The sequence below is a fragment of the Xanthomonas sp. DAR33341 genome, assembly GCF_003992815.1.
Classification (GTDB): Bacteria; Pseudomonadota; Gammaproteobacteria; order Xanthomonadales; family Xanthomonadaceae; genus Xanthomonas; species Xanthomonas cissicola.
Map to the genome: position 1 here is coordinate 1 of NZ_QEYV01000012.1, position 13,119 is coordinate 13,119.

The following is a 13,119-nucleotide window of genomic DNA, read 5'->3' on the forward strand; positions in this document are numbered from 1 at the left end:
GACCGCCTCGATCTTGAACTCATCCGTATACCGCTTACTGCTCATGGACACCTCCGAATCAGCCATTTTCCATGGCCTTGAGATGTCTAGGAAATCCTGGGCGTATCAGGCTTCGCCATTACAGTCTGCGGACTGAGCAGGCGTATGTAAGCTGGATCCGACGCTTCATTCTGGCAAGTGGCCAACGGCATCCAGGACAGATGGGACAAGTAGAGGGCGAGGCGTTTCTCACCGAATTGGCGGCGCGGGGCCAGGTGTCGGCCGGCACGCAGGAGGTCGCGCGCTTGCTGACGATGCTGGAGGGGAATTGTCGGCTGGTGGCGGGGCTGCTGTATGTCAGCGGGATGCGGTTGCTGGAATGCCTGCGCTTGCGGAGCAAGGCGATGGACATAGTTCGCGGCGAAATTGCAGTGCGCGATGGCTGGGACGCGAGCATCTGCGGTATGTGGTCCGCTGGACGGGCTCAGCCGTCTTGATAGTGACGCGGAACATGCGGGGCGAGCGATGCAGTGATAGAACGCTTGCCACCACGTTATCGATATCGACATCGCGTGCTCTGAATAACCAGAGCACGTGATGACGACGGCCAATCGCCGCACTGGCTTGCAGCGACCCAGCGGCTGACTGCAAGCAAGCGGCGATAACTGCGTTGCATCAGCATGGCCCACCGATGCGTCGCATTGCGCTTACCACAAGAAGCCAGCTCACCACGCCGCGATCGCTGGCACTAACCGTCCAACAACGCCTTATCCCGCACCGCACCCTTGTCCGCACTGGTGGCCAGCAACGCGTACGCCTTCAACGCGGTGGTGACCTTGCGTGGGCGCACCTCCACCGGCTTCCAGCCCTTGGCGTCCTGCTCGGCGCGACGCAGCGCGAGTTCCTCGTCCGAAATCAGCAGATTGATCGAACGATTGGGAATGTCGATCAGGATCCTGTCGCCTTCGCGCACCAGGCCGATCGCGCCGCCTGCGGCGGCTTCCGGCGATGCGTGACCAATCGATAACCCCGAGGTGCCGCCGGAGAAGCGGCCGTCGGTGAGCAGGGCGCATTGTTTGCCCAGGCCCTTGGATTTGAGATAGCTGGTGGGGTAGAGCATTTCCTGCATGCCGGGGCCGCCCTTGGGGCCTTCGTAGCGGATGACCACCACATCACCTGCGACCACCTCATCGGCGAGGATGCCTTTCACAGCAGCATCCTGGCTCTCGAACACGCGGGCAGTGCCTTCGAACACGTGGATGGATTCGTCCACGCCTGCAGTCTTCACCACGCAGCCGTCGCGGGCGATATTGCCGTACAGCACAGCCAGGCCGCCTTCCTGCGAGAACGCATGTGCGACATCGCGGATGCAGCCGTCGCTGCGGTCGGTATCCAGGCTGTCCCAACGCGTGGCCTGGCTGAAGGCGATCTGCGTGGGAATGCCGGCCGGGCCGGCTTTGTAGAACGTGTGTACGTTTTCATCGTCGGTCTGGGTGACATCCCATTGCGCGATGGCATCGGCCAGCGTGCGTGCGTGCACGGTGGCGGCGTTGGTATGCAGCAGGCCGCCGCGTGCGAGTTCACCGAGAATGGCCATGATGCCGCCGGCGCGATGCACATCTTCGATGTGGTACTTGGGCGTATTCGGTGCGACCTTGCACAGTTGCGGCACGCGCTTGGACAAGCGGTCGATATCCTGCATGCCGAAGGCAACCTCGCCTTCCTGCGCGGCGGCGAGCAGGTGCAGGATGGTGTTGGTCGAGCCACCCATGGCGATATCCAGCGTCATCGCATTTTCGAAGGCTTCGAAGGTGGCGATGCCGCGCGGCAGGGCAGTGGGATCTTCGCCGCCGTACCAGCGGTGACACAGTTCCACCGCCACGCGTCCGGCGCGCAGAAACAGTTGCTCGCGGTCCGCGTGCGTGGCGACCACCGTGCCGTTGCCGGGCAACGACAGGCCCAGCGCTTCGGTCAGGCAGTTCATCGAGTTGGCAGTGAACATGCCCGAGCACGAGCCGCAGGTGGGGCAGGCGCTGCGTTCGAACTCGGCCACCTTTTCGTCGGAGGCGCTGTCGTCGGCGGCAATCACCATCGCATCGATCAGGTCGAGCTTGTGCTCGGCCAGCTTGGTCTTGCCGGCTTCCATCGGGCCGCCGGAGACGAACACGGTGGGGATATTGAGCCGCAGCGCGGCCATCAACATGCCGGGGGTGATCTTGTCGCAGTTGGAGATGCACACCAGCGCGTCGGCGCAATGCGCGTTGACCATGTATTCGACCGAGTCGGCGATGATCTCGCGGCTGGGCAGCGAATACAGCATGCCGTCATGGCCCATCGCGATGCCGTCGTCCACGGCGATGGTGTCGAACTCTTTGGCCACGCCGCCGACGCGTTCGATCTCGCGCGCGACCAGCTGGCCAAGATCCTTCAGGTGTACATGCCCGGGCACGAACTGCGTGAACGAGTTGGCGATGGCGATGATGGGCTTGTGGAAGTCGCCATCGCGCATGCCGGTGGCACGCCACAGGGCGCGGGCGCCGGCCATGTTGCGGCCGTGGGTGGAGGTTTTGGAACGGTACTCGGGCATGGCGAATTCGACGGCTGATTGGCGAGCGGTGGCTGGCAATTAGAGCGCGTCGTGACTGTTGCTGCTGCAACCGTCACCGCACGCGCAGGGTCCGCACGTTAGCACGCCCGCCGGCGTGCACTCGCAGTGCAGCGGCGGGCGTTGCCGGCATGCCGCGCAGTTGCCGCTCCGGCGCCATCGGCTCATGGGCCCGCACCTGCGCAGCGCCGTTGGCCTGTCATGTAATGCGATGTAAACGTATGCGCCCGGGCATGCAGTGGCAGGAGTGCGAACCGGCGCGCAGATCCGGGCGCTGGGGCGCGGCCACTATCGAGAGGGGTCGGTGCGGCCGAGGGGAGCTGCGCCGGCGAGGATCTTTCCAACGGCACCGCAGGAGGCGCCCCTATGTCCGACCATCCATCTCCACGCCGTGCACCAGCGGCAGCGCCCCACTCCACCACGCCACCGGTCGCCGGCGGCATCACCCGCCGTCGCGTCCTGCAAGGGGCGGCCGGCGCCGCGGTCGTGGCCACTGCCGGCTGGGCAGGCCGCGCAGCCGCGCAAAGCGCCAGCCTGCCGTTCGCTGGCCTCAACCTGTCCGGTTTGGCCTCCAATAGTTATGTGGAAAACGCCGAGATCGGCACGCATTACCGCGCCATCACTGCCCAGCATGTGGCCGCGGCAGGAAGCAGCCCGCTCTTCCGTCTGCCGACCACCGCCGCGCGCTTCACGCGTGGGCAGGGCGCGCCGTTGAACGAGAGCTACTGCAAGCAGGTGCAGGACGCGTTGGACAATATCGCAGCGCGCGGCAAGCGCGCCATCGTGGAGCTGCACGATTACATGCGGCTGCCGCAGCGGGTGGCGGCCAAGAGCGGATACCGGCGCGACGCCAGCGGTGCAGTCGTCGATGCGCGCGGCAATCGTGTGGGCGATCTGGCGGCGGCCGAGCTGTGGGCCGACACCTATCCGCTGCGCAACTTCAATTACGTGGGCTATCTGGACGGTCGCGACCAGCTGCTCAAGCTCTACGAATACCGGGTGATCGGAACGCCGGGGTGCACGCTCTACAACGACGCCGGCCTGCCGGATCTGTGGGCGCGTATCGTCAACCGGTTCAAGCAGCATCCGGCGATGTTCGGCTGGGGCGTCATGAACGAGCCGTACCAGGGCGCCGAGCGCAATGCGGATGGCACGGTGCTGTCGATGGCCGCACATTGGCAGAAGACCGCCACCGCCTGCTCCAAGACCATCATCGACCGCGATCGAAACCATTTCGTTTTCGTGTGCGGCAACGGCTATGCCAGCGCCCGGCGCTGGCAGGACGATTCGATGGACCTGTTCGACATCCCGGACCCGTACGATCGCATCGTGTACGAGGCGCACAACTATCTCGACAACAACGGCAGTGGGGGCGGCAACTGGATTGGCCCCGGTGGGCGCAACGAGGTGATCCAGCCGGATACCGGCATCAACATGGTCAGCCCGTTTATCGAAGCGCTGCAGCAGGCCGGCAAGCGCGGTTATCTCGGCGAGCACGGCTATCCGGCCGGCAATCGCAGCGCGGAGATCGCCACCACGCGCATGCTGGCGCATCTGCAGGCCTACAACATTCCCAGCACGCAATGGTGCTTCGGCCCCGGGTGGCCGGACGACGACGTGCTTGGCATGAGCCGCGACGTGGGTGCGGACATCCAGGCCAAGGCCAATCTCGCCGCCGTACAGGCGTTCTTCGACGTGCGCCTGTCCAGCTACATTCCGCCCCGCTAGCCGGCAGCGCCGCCGCTGCCGGGAGGTGGCGGCGGCTTACACTGCGGCATGCACATGGACATCCCCTGCCGCGCTGGCTGCGCGGCCTGCTGTATCGCCCCATCCATCAGTTCGGCCATTCCCGGCATGCCGCATGGCAAGCCGGCGGGAGTGCCATGCGTGCAACTGGACGGGCAGGGCCGCTGCCGCCTGTTCGGCCTGCCGACGCGGCCAGCGGTCTGCACCAGCCTGCGTCCGTCCCCGGACATGTGCGGTGCTTCGCGCGCGCAGGCGCTGGCCACGTTGACGGCACTGGAGCACGCCACCCAGCCTTAGCTGCGCGCACCCCGGTCGTCGCGCCCGCGCAGACAGGTGCGCCTGTGCTGCGGCTCAGCTGGCGGGTGAGGCGCCCAGGTATTGGTCCTTGAGCCGCACGTAATGTTGCGCGGAGTAATGCAGGCTTTCGATTTCCTTGTCGCTGAGCGTGCGCGCCAAACGTGCAGGATTGCCCAGCCACAACTCGGCTTCGCCGACCACCTTGCCCGGGCCGACCACCGCACCGGCACCGACGAAGCCATAGCGCCTGACGGTGGCGCCATCGAGCACGCAGGCGCCCATGCCGATCAGGCACAGGTCTTCGATGGTGCAGGCATGCAGGATGGTGCCGTGGCCGACGGTGACGTCCTCGCCGATCACGGTGGGGTAGCCGGCCTTGTTGAACGGGCTGTGGTGGCTGACGTGAATGATGGTGCCGTCCTGCACGTTGGTGCGCGCGCCGATCTGCACATGATTGACGTCCCCGCGAATCACGGTGCCCGGCCAGATCGAGACGTCATCGCCCAGGCTCACCTTGCCGATGATGGTGCAGGCAGGATCGACGTAAACGCGGGCACCCAGCTGCGGGGTGTGGTCCAGGAAGGAGCGAATCGGTGTCACGGCATCTCCGTCAGGTCAGCGTGCCGCCCACTGCGGACACGCTGCGGATGATACCTGCGCTGCGGTTGCCGCTGCGGCAGCGGCAATGCGCTGAAGCAACGAACACCCGGATGCAATACGTGCGAGGTCGTTGGCAGACGTGGCCGGGTGGGGCAACGTCCAATGGATTGTGTCGTGCCGGCGGATATTCCAAAAGCCGCGGACAGCACGTCACGCGATGCATCCGAGGACATCGCAGCGCTGGCCAAGCGCGTTGGCGCATTTCCGATAAGCGCACAGCGCTGCGGTCATTCGTCTTGAACCGGGTGTGCAATCGGCTAGCGTGTGCAGTCGGTCGCGACCGACTGCGCATCGGTGATTGCACGCATCGCTGCCCCGCCGCGCAGCCGGCCTTGCACACTGCGCCGTTCAACGCGACTGCAGCGCCTTCGGGCCTATCCTTTCTCGCACTACAGGGCATGCCAATGCGTCAGCACACTGCATCGTTTGGGCACTTCGTGCTGGAGCGCATGACACCGTTTCAGTGGAGGGCCGTGGCGGTGTGCGTGTTGCTGACGATGCTCGACGGCTTCGATGTGATGGCGATGGCGTTCACCGCACCGCACGTGTCGGCGGATTGGCAGCTGTCGGGCAAGCTGCTGGGCATGCTGTTCAGCGCGGGCCTGATCGGCATGGCGCTTGGCGCACTGGGGTTGGCGCCGTTGGCAGACCGCATCGGCCGTCGCGCGCTGACGCTGGCATGTCTGGCGATCCTGACCATCGGCATGGGCATGTCCGCACTGGCCAGCACTGCATGGCAGCTCGGGGCGCTGCGGCTCCTGACCGGTCTGGGGATCGGCGGTATGTTGGCCTGCGTTGCGGTCACGGCAGGGGAGTTTTCCAGCCCCCGTTGGCGCAACACTGCCATCGTGCTGCAGGTGACCGGCTACCCGGTCGGTGCCACGCTGGGTGGCATGATTGCCGAACTGTTGATGCAGCAATGGTCGTGGCCCGCGGTGTTCGTCCTCGGGGCGGTGGCATCGTTGCTGTGTGTGCCGTTGGTGCTTGCATTCCTGCCCGAGTCGCTGGAGTTCCTGATCATGCGCCGGCCACCCGATGCCCTCGCGCGCTTCAACGCCGTGCTGGCCCGGATGGGGCTGTCGCCGCACGACGCATTGCCGCCGCTACCGCCGCAGTCTGCCACGCAGCCACAAGGCTATTCGGCCCTGTTTGACGTTGCCATGCGGCGGCACACGCTGCTGATCGCGCTTGGCTTTTTCTCGCTGATGTTTGCGTTTTACTTCGTGATCAGCTGGACGCCGAAGCTGCTGGTGACCGCTGGCTCGTCGGCCACGGAGGGCGTCACGGGCGGGGTGCTGTTGAATCTTGGAGGCATCTGCGGCGGCTTGCTGTTCAGTGGGTTGGCATCGTGCGTGCGGCTGTCGCGCCTGACGGTCGGATCCCTGTTGCTGATGGGCTTGGCGATGCTGGCCTCCGGCCTGTGCAGTACGCAGTTGAGCTGGGCGCTCGCCGTCGCCTTGCTCACCGGGGCAGCGATGTTCGCTGCGGTGGGCGGCATGTACGCCATTGTGCCGATCGTCTTCAACGCTGCGGTGCGCTCGACTGCGCTGGGCTGGGCGATCGGGGTGGGGCGCTTCGGTGCGATCTTGTCGCCGTTCTGTGCCGGGACGTTGCTGGACGCCGGATGGTCGCCGGCCATGTTGTATCTGGCCTGCAGCGTGCCGTTGCTGTTCGCCGTCGTCGCCGTGCTGGGGATGCGGCTGCCGAACCGCTGAGCGGCCCGCCCACAGCCGCGTCCGGCGTCACCTCCAGGCCTTCCGTCGATCCGGTCGCGCGCCAAAGAAATCGTGCTGTGTGCCGATAACACCGCAGACCGCCAAGTCGTGGCGGGCTTTCCCTGGACATTGTGCAGACCAGCGCCGGCATGCTCAGAACCATCGACTCAGATCAACTCCGCCCCGGCATGTATGTCTACAAGCTGCTGGGCGCGTGGGTGCACCATCCGTTCTGGAAGACATCGTTTCTGGTCGATTCCGACGATGTGGAGAAGATCCATGACAGCCGCATCGAGCAGCTGGTAATCGACACCGCGCGCGGGCTCGATGTGGAGGCGCCCATCACCTCTGGCGCGTCCGCCGAACCGGGCGTGCCGCCGAGCCCGGCGCCTGCCCCGGCGCCGGCAGCGCCCGAACCGCCGGAGCCTGCTGCCACGTCCCGCAGCGTGCGCACCAACAGCGTGACCGCCCAGGTCGGCATCGAAGCGGAGGTGGTGCGCGCGCGGCGCATCTTCGAAGACGGCCGCGACATGGTCGAGGCGATGTTCCGCGATGTGCGGCTGGGGCGCACCGTCGACACAGAAGCGGCCATGCCGCTGGTGGAAGCCATCAACGACTCGGTGCTGCGGCATCCGCAGGCCTTGATCAGCGTGGCGCGGCTCAAGACCGCCGACGACTACACCTATCTGCATTCGATGGCCGTGGCCGGGCTGATGAGCGGTTTGGCGCGCCAGCTCGGCCTGCCCGAATCGCAGGTGGTGGAAGCGGCGATGGGCGGCCTGCTGCACGACATGGGCAAGGCGGTGACACCGTTGGAAATTCTCAACAAGCCCGGCCGGCTCACCAACGAAGAGATGGAGGTCATGCGCAAGCATCCGCTGGACGGGCATCGGCTGCTGGTGGCCGGCGGCGTGCAGAACGCGGTGGTGCTGGAAATCGCGTTGCATCACCACGAAAAGATGGATGGCAGCGGCTACCCGAATCAATTGGTGGGCGAGAATATTTCGTTGATGTCGCGGATGGGCGCGGTCTGCGATGTCTACGATGCCATCAGTTCGGACCGGCCTTACAAACGCGGTTGGGATCCGGCCGAATCGCTCAAGCAAATGGCGTCCTGGAAGGGCCATTTCGATCCGGTGGTGTTCCAGGCCTTCGTGCGCCGGCTGGGGATTTATCCGGTCGGCTCGCTGGTGCGGCTGGAGTCGCAAAAACTTGCGGTGGTCATCGAACAGACGCCCGATGCGCTGCTCAAGCCCAAGGTGCGCGTGTTCTATTCGGCCAAGCTGCGCAGCCACGTGTTGGTGCAGGACATCGACCTGTCGCGTCCGGACTGCCATGACCGCATTGCGCAGATGGAAAGTCCTGCCGAATGGGGCTTCCGCGATCTGGAAAAGCTCTGGCTGCCCTGAGCGGGCTGCACAGGCGTTGAGCCGATGGCCTTCGCTGCAATGCGCGCGGTGCGTCATGCGCGCCGATCACCGTGACACCACCTGCACAGGTAGCGCCCAGCCCATGCGATGCGCTTGCGGTCCTGGCCGCGCCCGCGGCCGCCAAGCCCGCGGGCGCTCCTGCTAGCGAACGCGACCATGCTGCGCTGCAGCTTGGCAAGGTAGTTATGATCAATAACTATTCTGGAACGCAATCACTTGCCGACCGGAATCATGTCTCAGCCTTGCCCGGATCACCGCCGCCCCCCATCAGCCGCAGCGCTGGCCCGCCGTTGCAAGCTGGGTGCGTGGCACGGTGGTGTGGCTGACACACCCACCGCCCGTGCACCAGCAGAGGGCCTGTCCACATGGGCGGGCCCGGTGGCGTCTACAATGCGGTGCACGCCGTGGATCGGCGTTGCGGATGCGGCGCATTGCGCGTACCGGTCCGCCCGCTGCCTTCGTCGCGAGAACCGCCATGCCCGTCACCGCCCTTGCTACGCCCTTGCCCGATGCCGTCACCACGGTGGATCAGGCGCGGCTGCTGCGGTTGCTGGGGTATCGCATCACCCGCACCGAATTGATGGTGCGGCGGATGTTCCAGGAGTGCGTGGCCGCGTTCGACCTCAAGCCGGTCGACTTCTCGCTGCTGATGCTGGTGGATGGCAACCCGGGCATCAACCAGCGCCAGATCGGCGATGTGCTGCACGTGTCGCCGCCGAATCTGGCGATCGTGGTGGCCAGGCTGGTCAAGCGTCGCTTGCTGCGGCAGGTGCGTGGTCGGCAGGACCGGCGCATGCAGCACCTTTCGCTCACCGCGGCCGGTGCCGCGCTCCTGGCCGCCGCCGAGGCCGAAGTACTGCGCATGGAACAGCAACTCAGTGCCGTACTCGGTTCCAGCGAAGCCCCGTTGTTGCGCGCCCTGGACCGTCTGGACCGTCTGGACACGCCGTAACCCGCCTCCGTCGGCGGCCCGCCGCCCGGCAGCGATTCTCAACGAACGTTTCCACTGCACGTGCTGTGCGTCGCGCGGGGCGCGCGCTTGCCTGACGTTTGTGATGTGGCACGCACCGCTGTTCCTTTCCAACGCTGGAGATCCCTGCAGTGATTCGATCATCGGTGATGCGTGGCGCGGGTGTGGCAGCAGGCTGGCGGCTGCGCGCGTTGCTCTGCCTGGCGGCAGGCCTGGCAGCGGGCGCGGCGCCTGCGCAAAGTGCGCCACAGAGCGCGGCGCTGACCAATGGCATCAACACCGGGGGCACCAGTTTCCTGGATGGCTTTACCAGCACCACGCCCGGCTTGGCGGTCGTCACCTATCTGCGGCACAACGCGCTGGATGCCATCAAGGACGCACGTGGCAACGATATCCCGGTGTTCGACAATCCGCGGATCGATTCCACCGTGTTGCTGACCCAGTTCGCTTACGTCACGCCCTATCAGGTATTCGGCGGCTCGCTCGGCATCACTGCGCTGGTGCCGCTGGTCAATCTGGATGCCTCTTTCGGCCGCAACAGCATTGCCACGCTGCGCGACAATGGCGCCGGCGTGGGTGATGTGACGTTCGGACCGTATCTGCAAATGCCACCTTTGATACGAAACGGGCGACCGGTGTTCTCGCAGCGGTTCGAATTCGACGCCGTGGCACCGATTGGCAAGTACGACGGCAATCGCGATCTCAACCAGAGCTCCGGTTATTGGTCGCTCATTCCAAGCTACGCATTCACGGTGCTTCCCACGCCCACATGGGAACTCAGCGCACGCATCAACTACATCTACAACTTTCGCAGCGAGCGCCGTCCGAATTTGCCGCCAGGCTTCGACTTCCGCAATGGTCAGGCAGGCGATGCGGGATGGATCAATTTCGCCACTTCCTGGGAAGTGGCACCGAAGCTGCGGCTGGGCATCAATGCCTATTACCTGGCCCAGTTCCGCGACAACCGCACCAACGACCAGCGCGTGCCGGACAGCCGTCAGCGCGCGTTCTATGCAGGGCCGGGCGGCGTGTGGCGCTTTGATGCGAAAAACATCCTGTTCGCCAACGTCTATCTACCGGTGGAGGTCAGGAATGCCGCGTCCGGCAACAACGTCAATTTCGAGTATGTCCATGTGTTCTAGCGCCGGCACGGCTGGCTCCTTTGGAGGATGGCGATGAATTTGCAGAACAAGACGATCGTGGTGACCGGCGTGGCGTCGGGCATTGGCGCGGAGGTCGCACGGCTGGCACGGTTTCATGGCGCCAAGGTGATCGGGGTCGATCGCACGCCCGTGCAGATGACCCTGCACGGCTTTCATCAGGCCGATCTTGGCGACCCGGCGTCCATCGATGCCCTGGTGAAGGCGTTGCCGAACCAGATCGATGCGTTGGCGAATATTGCCGGCGTGCCCGGCACCGCGCCGCTGGATGTGGTGGCGCGAGTGAACTATCTGGGCTTGCGCCATCTGACCCAGGGGCTGCTACCGCGCATCGTGTCGGGCGGTTCCATCATCAATGTGGCCTCGATCCTGGGCGCCGAATGGCCGCAGCGTCTGGACCTGCACAAGCAGCTGGCGGCAACCGACAGCTTCGAAAGCGGCAGCGCGTGGCTGGCGGCGCATCCGGTGGCGCACGACACCTGCTACCAATACTTCAAAGAGGCCTTGATCGTGTGGACCTTGCTGCAATCGCGGCCCTGGTTCGCCGACCACGGCGTGCGCGTGAACAACGTATCTCCGGGCCCGGTGTTTACCCCAATCCTGGGCGATTTTGCTGCCATGCTCGGCGAGGAACGCGTCAAGGCAGACGCCAAGCGCATGACCCGCCCGGCGTATGCCGATGAAGTAGCCGAGGGCATCGTGTTTCTCGCATCCGACGCAGCCCGCTGGATCAACGGCATCACCCTGCCGATCGATGGCGGGCTGGCTTCCACAACGCTGTAATCCCCACACGTTTTTAGCAGGAGGCTAGACCATGAATGCTCTTACCAGCGCAACAGCCGCTGCGACCGACACGCCCGCGTGGCATGGCTGCATCTTCAATGGCGACTGGGTTCCCGGTCGTGGTGGCAGCCTGCCCATCCACGAGCCGGCAACCGGCGCCTTGCTGCATGAAGTCGGCAAGGCCGACCTGTCCGATCTCGCCGCTGCCATCGCACAGGCCAAGCAGGCACAGCGTGCCTGGTCCGCAACGCCGCCGCGCGAGCGCGCGGCCGTCTTTCATCGTGCTGCGCAGGCGATGCAGGCGCGCAGTGCCGAAGCCGCGTTGCTGATTGCGCGCGAAACCGGCGGCATCCTGCCCAAGGCGCAGCGCGAGGTGGACGAATCGGTGGTGTTCTACCAGCAGGCCGCCGCAATGCCGTTGCAGGCCAGCGGCCAGATGTTGCCGACATCAGCTGGTCAACTCAGCCTTGCGCGCCGCCTGCCGTTGGGCGTGATTGGGGTGATTTCGCCGTTCAATTTCCCCTTGATTCTGTCGCTGCGCTCGGTGGCGCCGGCGCTGGCGATGGGCAATGCGGTGATCCTCAAGCCGGACCCGCGTACTCCCTACACCGGTGGCGTGATCATCGCGCAGGTGCTGGAACAAGCCGGTCTGCCGAAGGGTCTGCTGCACGTGTTGCACGGCGATGGGCAGCTTGGCCAGGCGCTGGTGGAATCGCCGGATGTCCCGATGATTGCGTTCACCGGCTCCACGGCCGCCGGCCGCCGCATCGGCGAAATCGCCGGACGCCATCTGAAGAAAGTCTCGCTGGAACTGGGTGGCAACAACGCGGTGATCGTGCTTGACGACGCGGATCTGGATAAGGCTGCCTCGGCTGTCGCGTTCGGTGCGTACATGCACCAGGGCCAGATCTGCATGGCGACCGGGCGTGTCCTGGTGCACCGCAGTGTGGCGCAGGCACTGACCCAGCAACTGGCCGAAAAAGCGCGCCATTTGCCGGTGGGCGACCCGGTCAGCGGCACCGTGGCACTGGGTCCGATCATCGATCAACGCCAGCTGCAGCGCGTCGTCGACATCGTCAACGATAGCGTCGCAGCCGGCGCGGTCGTGGAGGCCGGCGCCACCCATGAGGGCCTGTTCTATGCGCCAACCGTGTTGTCCAACGTTCGCCCTGGCATGCGCGCGTTCGACGAAGAAGTGTTCGGCCCGGTGATCAACATCACCGTGTTCGACACTGATGATGAAGCTGCCGAGTTGGCCAACCAGGGCGAGTACGGGCTGGCGGCAGGCATTCTGTCGGCATCGGTCTCGCGGGCGCTGGCCCTGGGCGAGAAGTTGCACACCGGCCTGCTGCATATCAACGACCAGACGGTGGCCGACGAGGTCGTCAATCCATTCGGCGGCACCGGTGCGTCGGGCAACGGCACTAGCGTCGGCGGCCCCGCCGATTGGGAGCAGTACACGCATTGGCAATGGCTGACGATCAAGAACGAAGTGCCGCAGTATCCGTTCTGATCGCAATGGCTTGGTGATGGAGTGGCTGGCTCTGCCTCTCCATCGTTGCAGGATGACGGTATGTGCTGAGCCTATTCGCCTTCGTCGTCTGTGTAGGCCTGGCATCGTTTTTCTAGATGCAGGCGTAAGCTTGGTGAGTCGAGCGCGTGGTGCCCTCACCGCTCGCGGGACACGCCGTGAATCCATCCATGGAGGCTCGATGGCGGCATTCATGCCGCCAAGGAGCTTATAGGGACGCATTTGCAGCGTGTCCTGCGATGG

At 65.2% G+C, this 13,119-nt stretch carries 10 protein-coding genes and 2 pseudogenes; 9 read left to right on the forward strand and 3 right to left on the reverse strand.

Going from position 1 to position 13,119, the window contains the following annotated elements; translation table 11 throughout:
* Positions 1–71 precede the first annotated feature (71 nt).
* Positions 72–422, forward strand: a pseudogene (locus EO156_RS01965) (phage integrase N-terminal SAM-like domain-containing protein); the annotation flags it as partial.
* A gap of 305 nt (positions 423–727) precedes the next feature.
* On the opposite strand, the gene ilvD reads toward EO156_RS01965, so the two are convergent.
* Positions 728–2,566: a dihydroxy-acid dehydratase gene (gene ilvD / locus EO156_RS01970; protein ID WP_011050257.1), complete on the reverse strand. Its 1,839-nt coding sequence runs from the start codon at positions 2,564–2,566 to the stop codon at positions 728–730.
* A gap of 384 nt (positions 2,567–2,950) precedes the next feature.
* Between ilvD and EO156_RS01975 the strand changes: the two genes are divergently transcribed.
* Positions 2,951–4,312, forward strand: coding sequence for a cellulase family glycosylhydrolase (locus EO156_RS01975; protein WP_029827855.1), 1,362 nt, complete (start codon positions 2,951–2,953; stop codon positions 4,310–4,312).
* A 117-nt stretch (positions 4,313–4,429) separates the two neighbouring features.
* Positions 4,430–4,627 (forward strand): proteinase inhibitor, encoded by a 198-nt coding sequence (locus EO156_RS01980; RefSeq protein WP_230578019.1) that lies wholly within the window; start codon positions 4,430–4,432, stop codon positions 4,625–4,627.
* Positions 4,628–4,681: 54 nt separating this feature from the next.
* Here the strand turns inward: EO156_RS01980 and EO156_RS01985 are convergent, their stop codons facing one another.
* The gene (locus EO156_RS01985) at positions 4,682–5,227 is read right to left on the reverse strand and encodes a gamma carbonic anhydrase family protein (protein ID WP_011050260.1); all 546 of its coding nucleotides are present in this window, start codon (positions 5,225–5,227) and stop codon (positions 4,682–4,684) included.
* Positions 5,224–5,450, reverse strand: a pseudogene (locus EO156_RS01990) (hypothetical protein). The gene EO156_RS01985 and the pseudogene EO156_RS01990 overlap by 4 nt, the downstream one beginning before the upstream one ends.
* A gap of 241 nt (positions 5,451–5,691) precedes the next feature.
* Between EO156_RS01990 and EO156_RS01995 the strand changes: the two are divergent.
* The 6 genes from EO156_RS01995 to EO156_RS02025 all read left to right on the forward strand — a co-directional run bounded on the left by EO156_RS01995 (position 5,692) and on the right by EO156_RS02025 (position 12,858).
* Positions 5,692–7,002 (forward strand): MFS transporter, encoded by a 1,311-nt coding sequence (locus EO156_RS01995; protein WP_016850521.1) that lies wholly within the window; start codon positions 5,692–5,694, stop codon positions 7,000–7,002.
* A 149-nt stretch (positions 7,003–7,151) separates the two neighbouring features.
* Positions 7,152–8,411, forward strand: a complete 1,260-nt coding sequence (locus tag EO156_RS02000; protein ID WP_003485645.1) for an HD-GYP domain-containing protein — start codon at positions 7,152–7,154, stop codon at positions 8,409–8,411.
* 442 nt (positions 8,412–8,853) lie between these two features.
* Positions 8,854–9,384: a MarR family transcriptional regulator gene (locus EO156_RS02010; protein WP_005912782.1), complete on the forward strand. Its 531-nt coding sequence runs from the start codon at positions 8,854–8,856 to the stop codon at positions 9,382–9,384.
* A 167-nt stretch (positions 9,385–9,551) separates the two neighbouring features.
* Entirely contained in the window at positions 9,552–10,544 is a 993-nt protein-coding gene (locus EO156_RS02015) for a transporter (protein ID WP_050595576.1), read from the forward strand.
* A 33-nt stretch (positions 10,545–10,577) separates the two neighbouring features.
* Positions 10,578–11,345: a coniferyl-alcohol dehydrogenase gene (locus EO156_RS02020; RefSeq protein WP_011050262.1), complete on the forward strand. Its 768-nt coding sequence runs from the start codon at positions 10,578–10,580 to the stop codon at positions 11,343–11,345.
* A gap of 31 nt (positions 11,346–11,376) precedes the next feature.
* Positions 11,377–12,858: a benzaldehyde dehydrogenase gene (locus EO156_RS02025; RefSeq protein ID WP_016848880.1), complete on the forward strand. Its 1,482-nt coding sequence runs from the start codon at positions 11,377–11,379 to the stop codon at positions 12,856–12,858.
* Positions 12,859–13,119 lie beyond the last annotated feature (261 nt).

Coding starts and splice junctions, on each gene's coding strand:
- ilvD (WP_011050257.1), bottom strand. CDS start 2,566: ATGCCCGAGTACCGTTCCAAAACCTCCACCCACGGCCGCAACATGGCC.
- EO156_RS02000 (WP_003485645.1), top strand. CDS start 7,152: ATGCTCAGAACCATCGACTCAGATCAACTCCGCCCCGGCATGTATGTC.
- EO156_RS02025 (WP_016848880.1), top strand. CDS start 11,377: ATGAATGCTCTTACCAGCGCAACAGCCGCTGCGACCGACACGCCCGCG.
- EO156_RS01975 (WP_029827855.1), top strand. CDS start 2,951: ATGTCCGACCATCCATCTCCACGCCGTGCACCAGCGGCAGCGCCCCAC.
- EO156_RS02015 (WP_050595576.1), top strand. CDS start 9,552: ATGCGTGGCGCGGGTGTGGCAGCAGGCTGGCGGCTGCGCGCGTTGCTC.
- EO156_RS02020 (WP_011050262.1), top strand. CDS start 10,578: ATGAATTTGCAGAACAAGACGATCGTGGTGACCGGCGTGGCGTCGGGC.
- EO156_RS02010 (WP_005912782.1), top strand. CDS start 8,854: ATGCGGCGCATTGCGCGTACCGGTCCGCCCGCTGCCTTCGTCGCGAGA.
- EO156_RS01995 (WP_016850521.1), top strand. CDS start 5,692: ATGCGTCAGCACACTGCATCGTTTGGGCACTTCGTGCTGGAGCGCATG.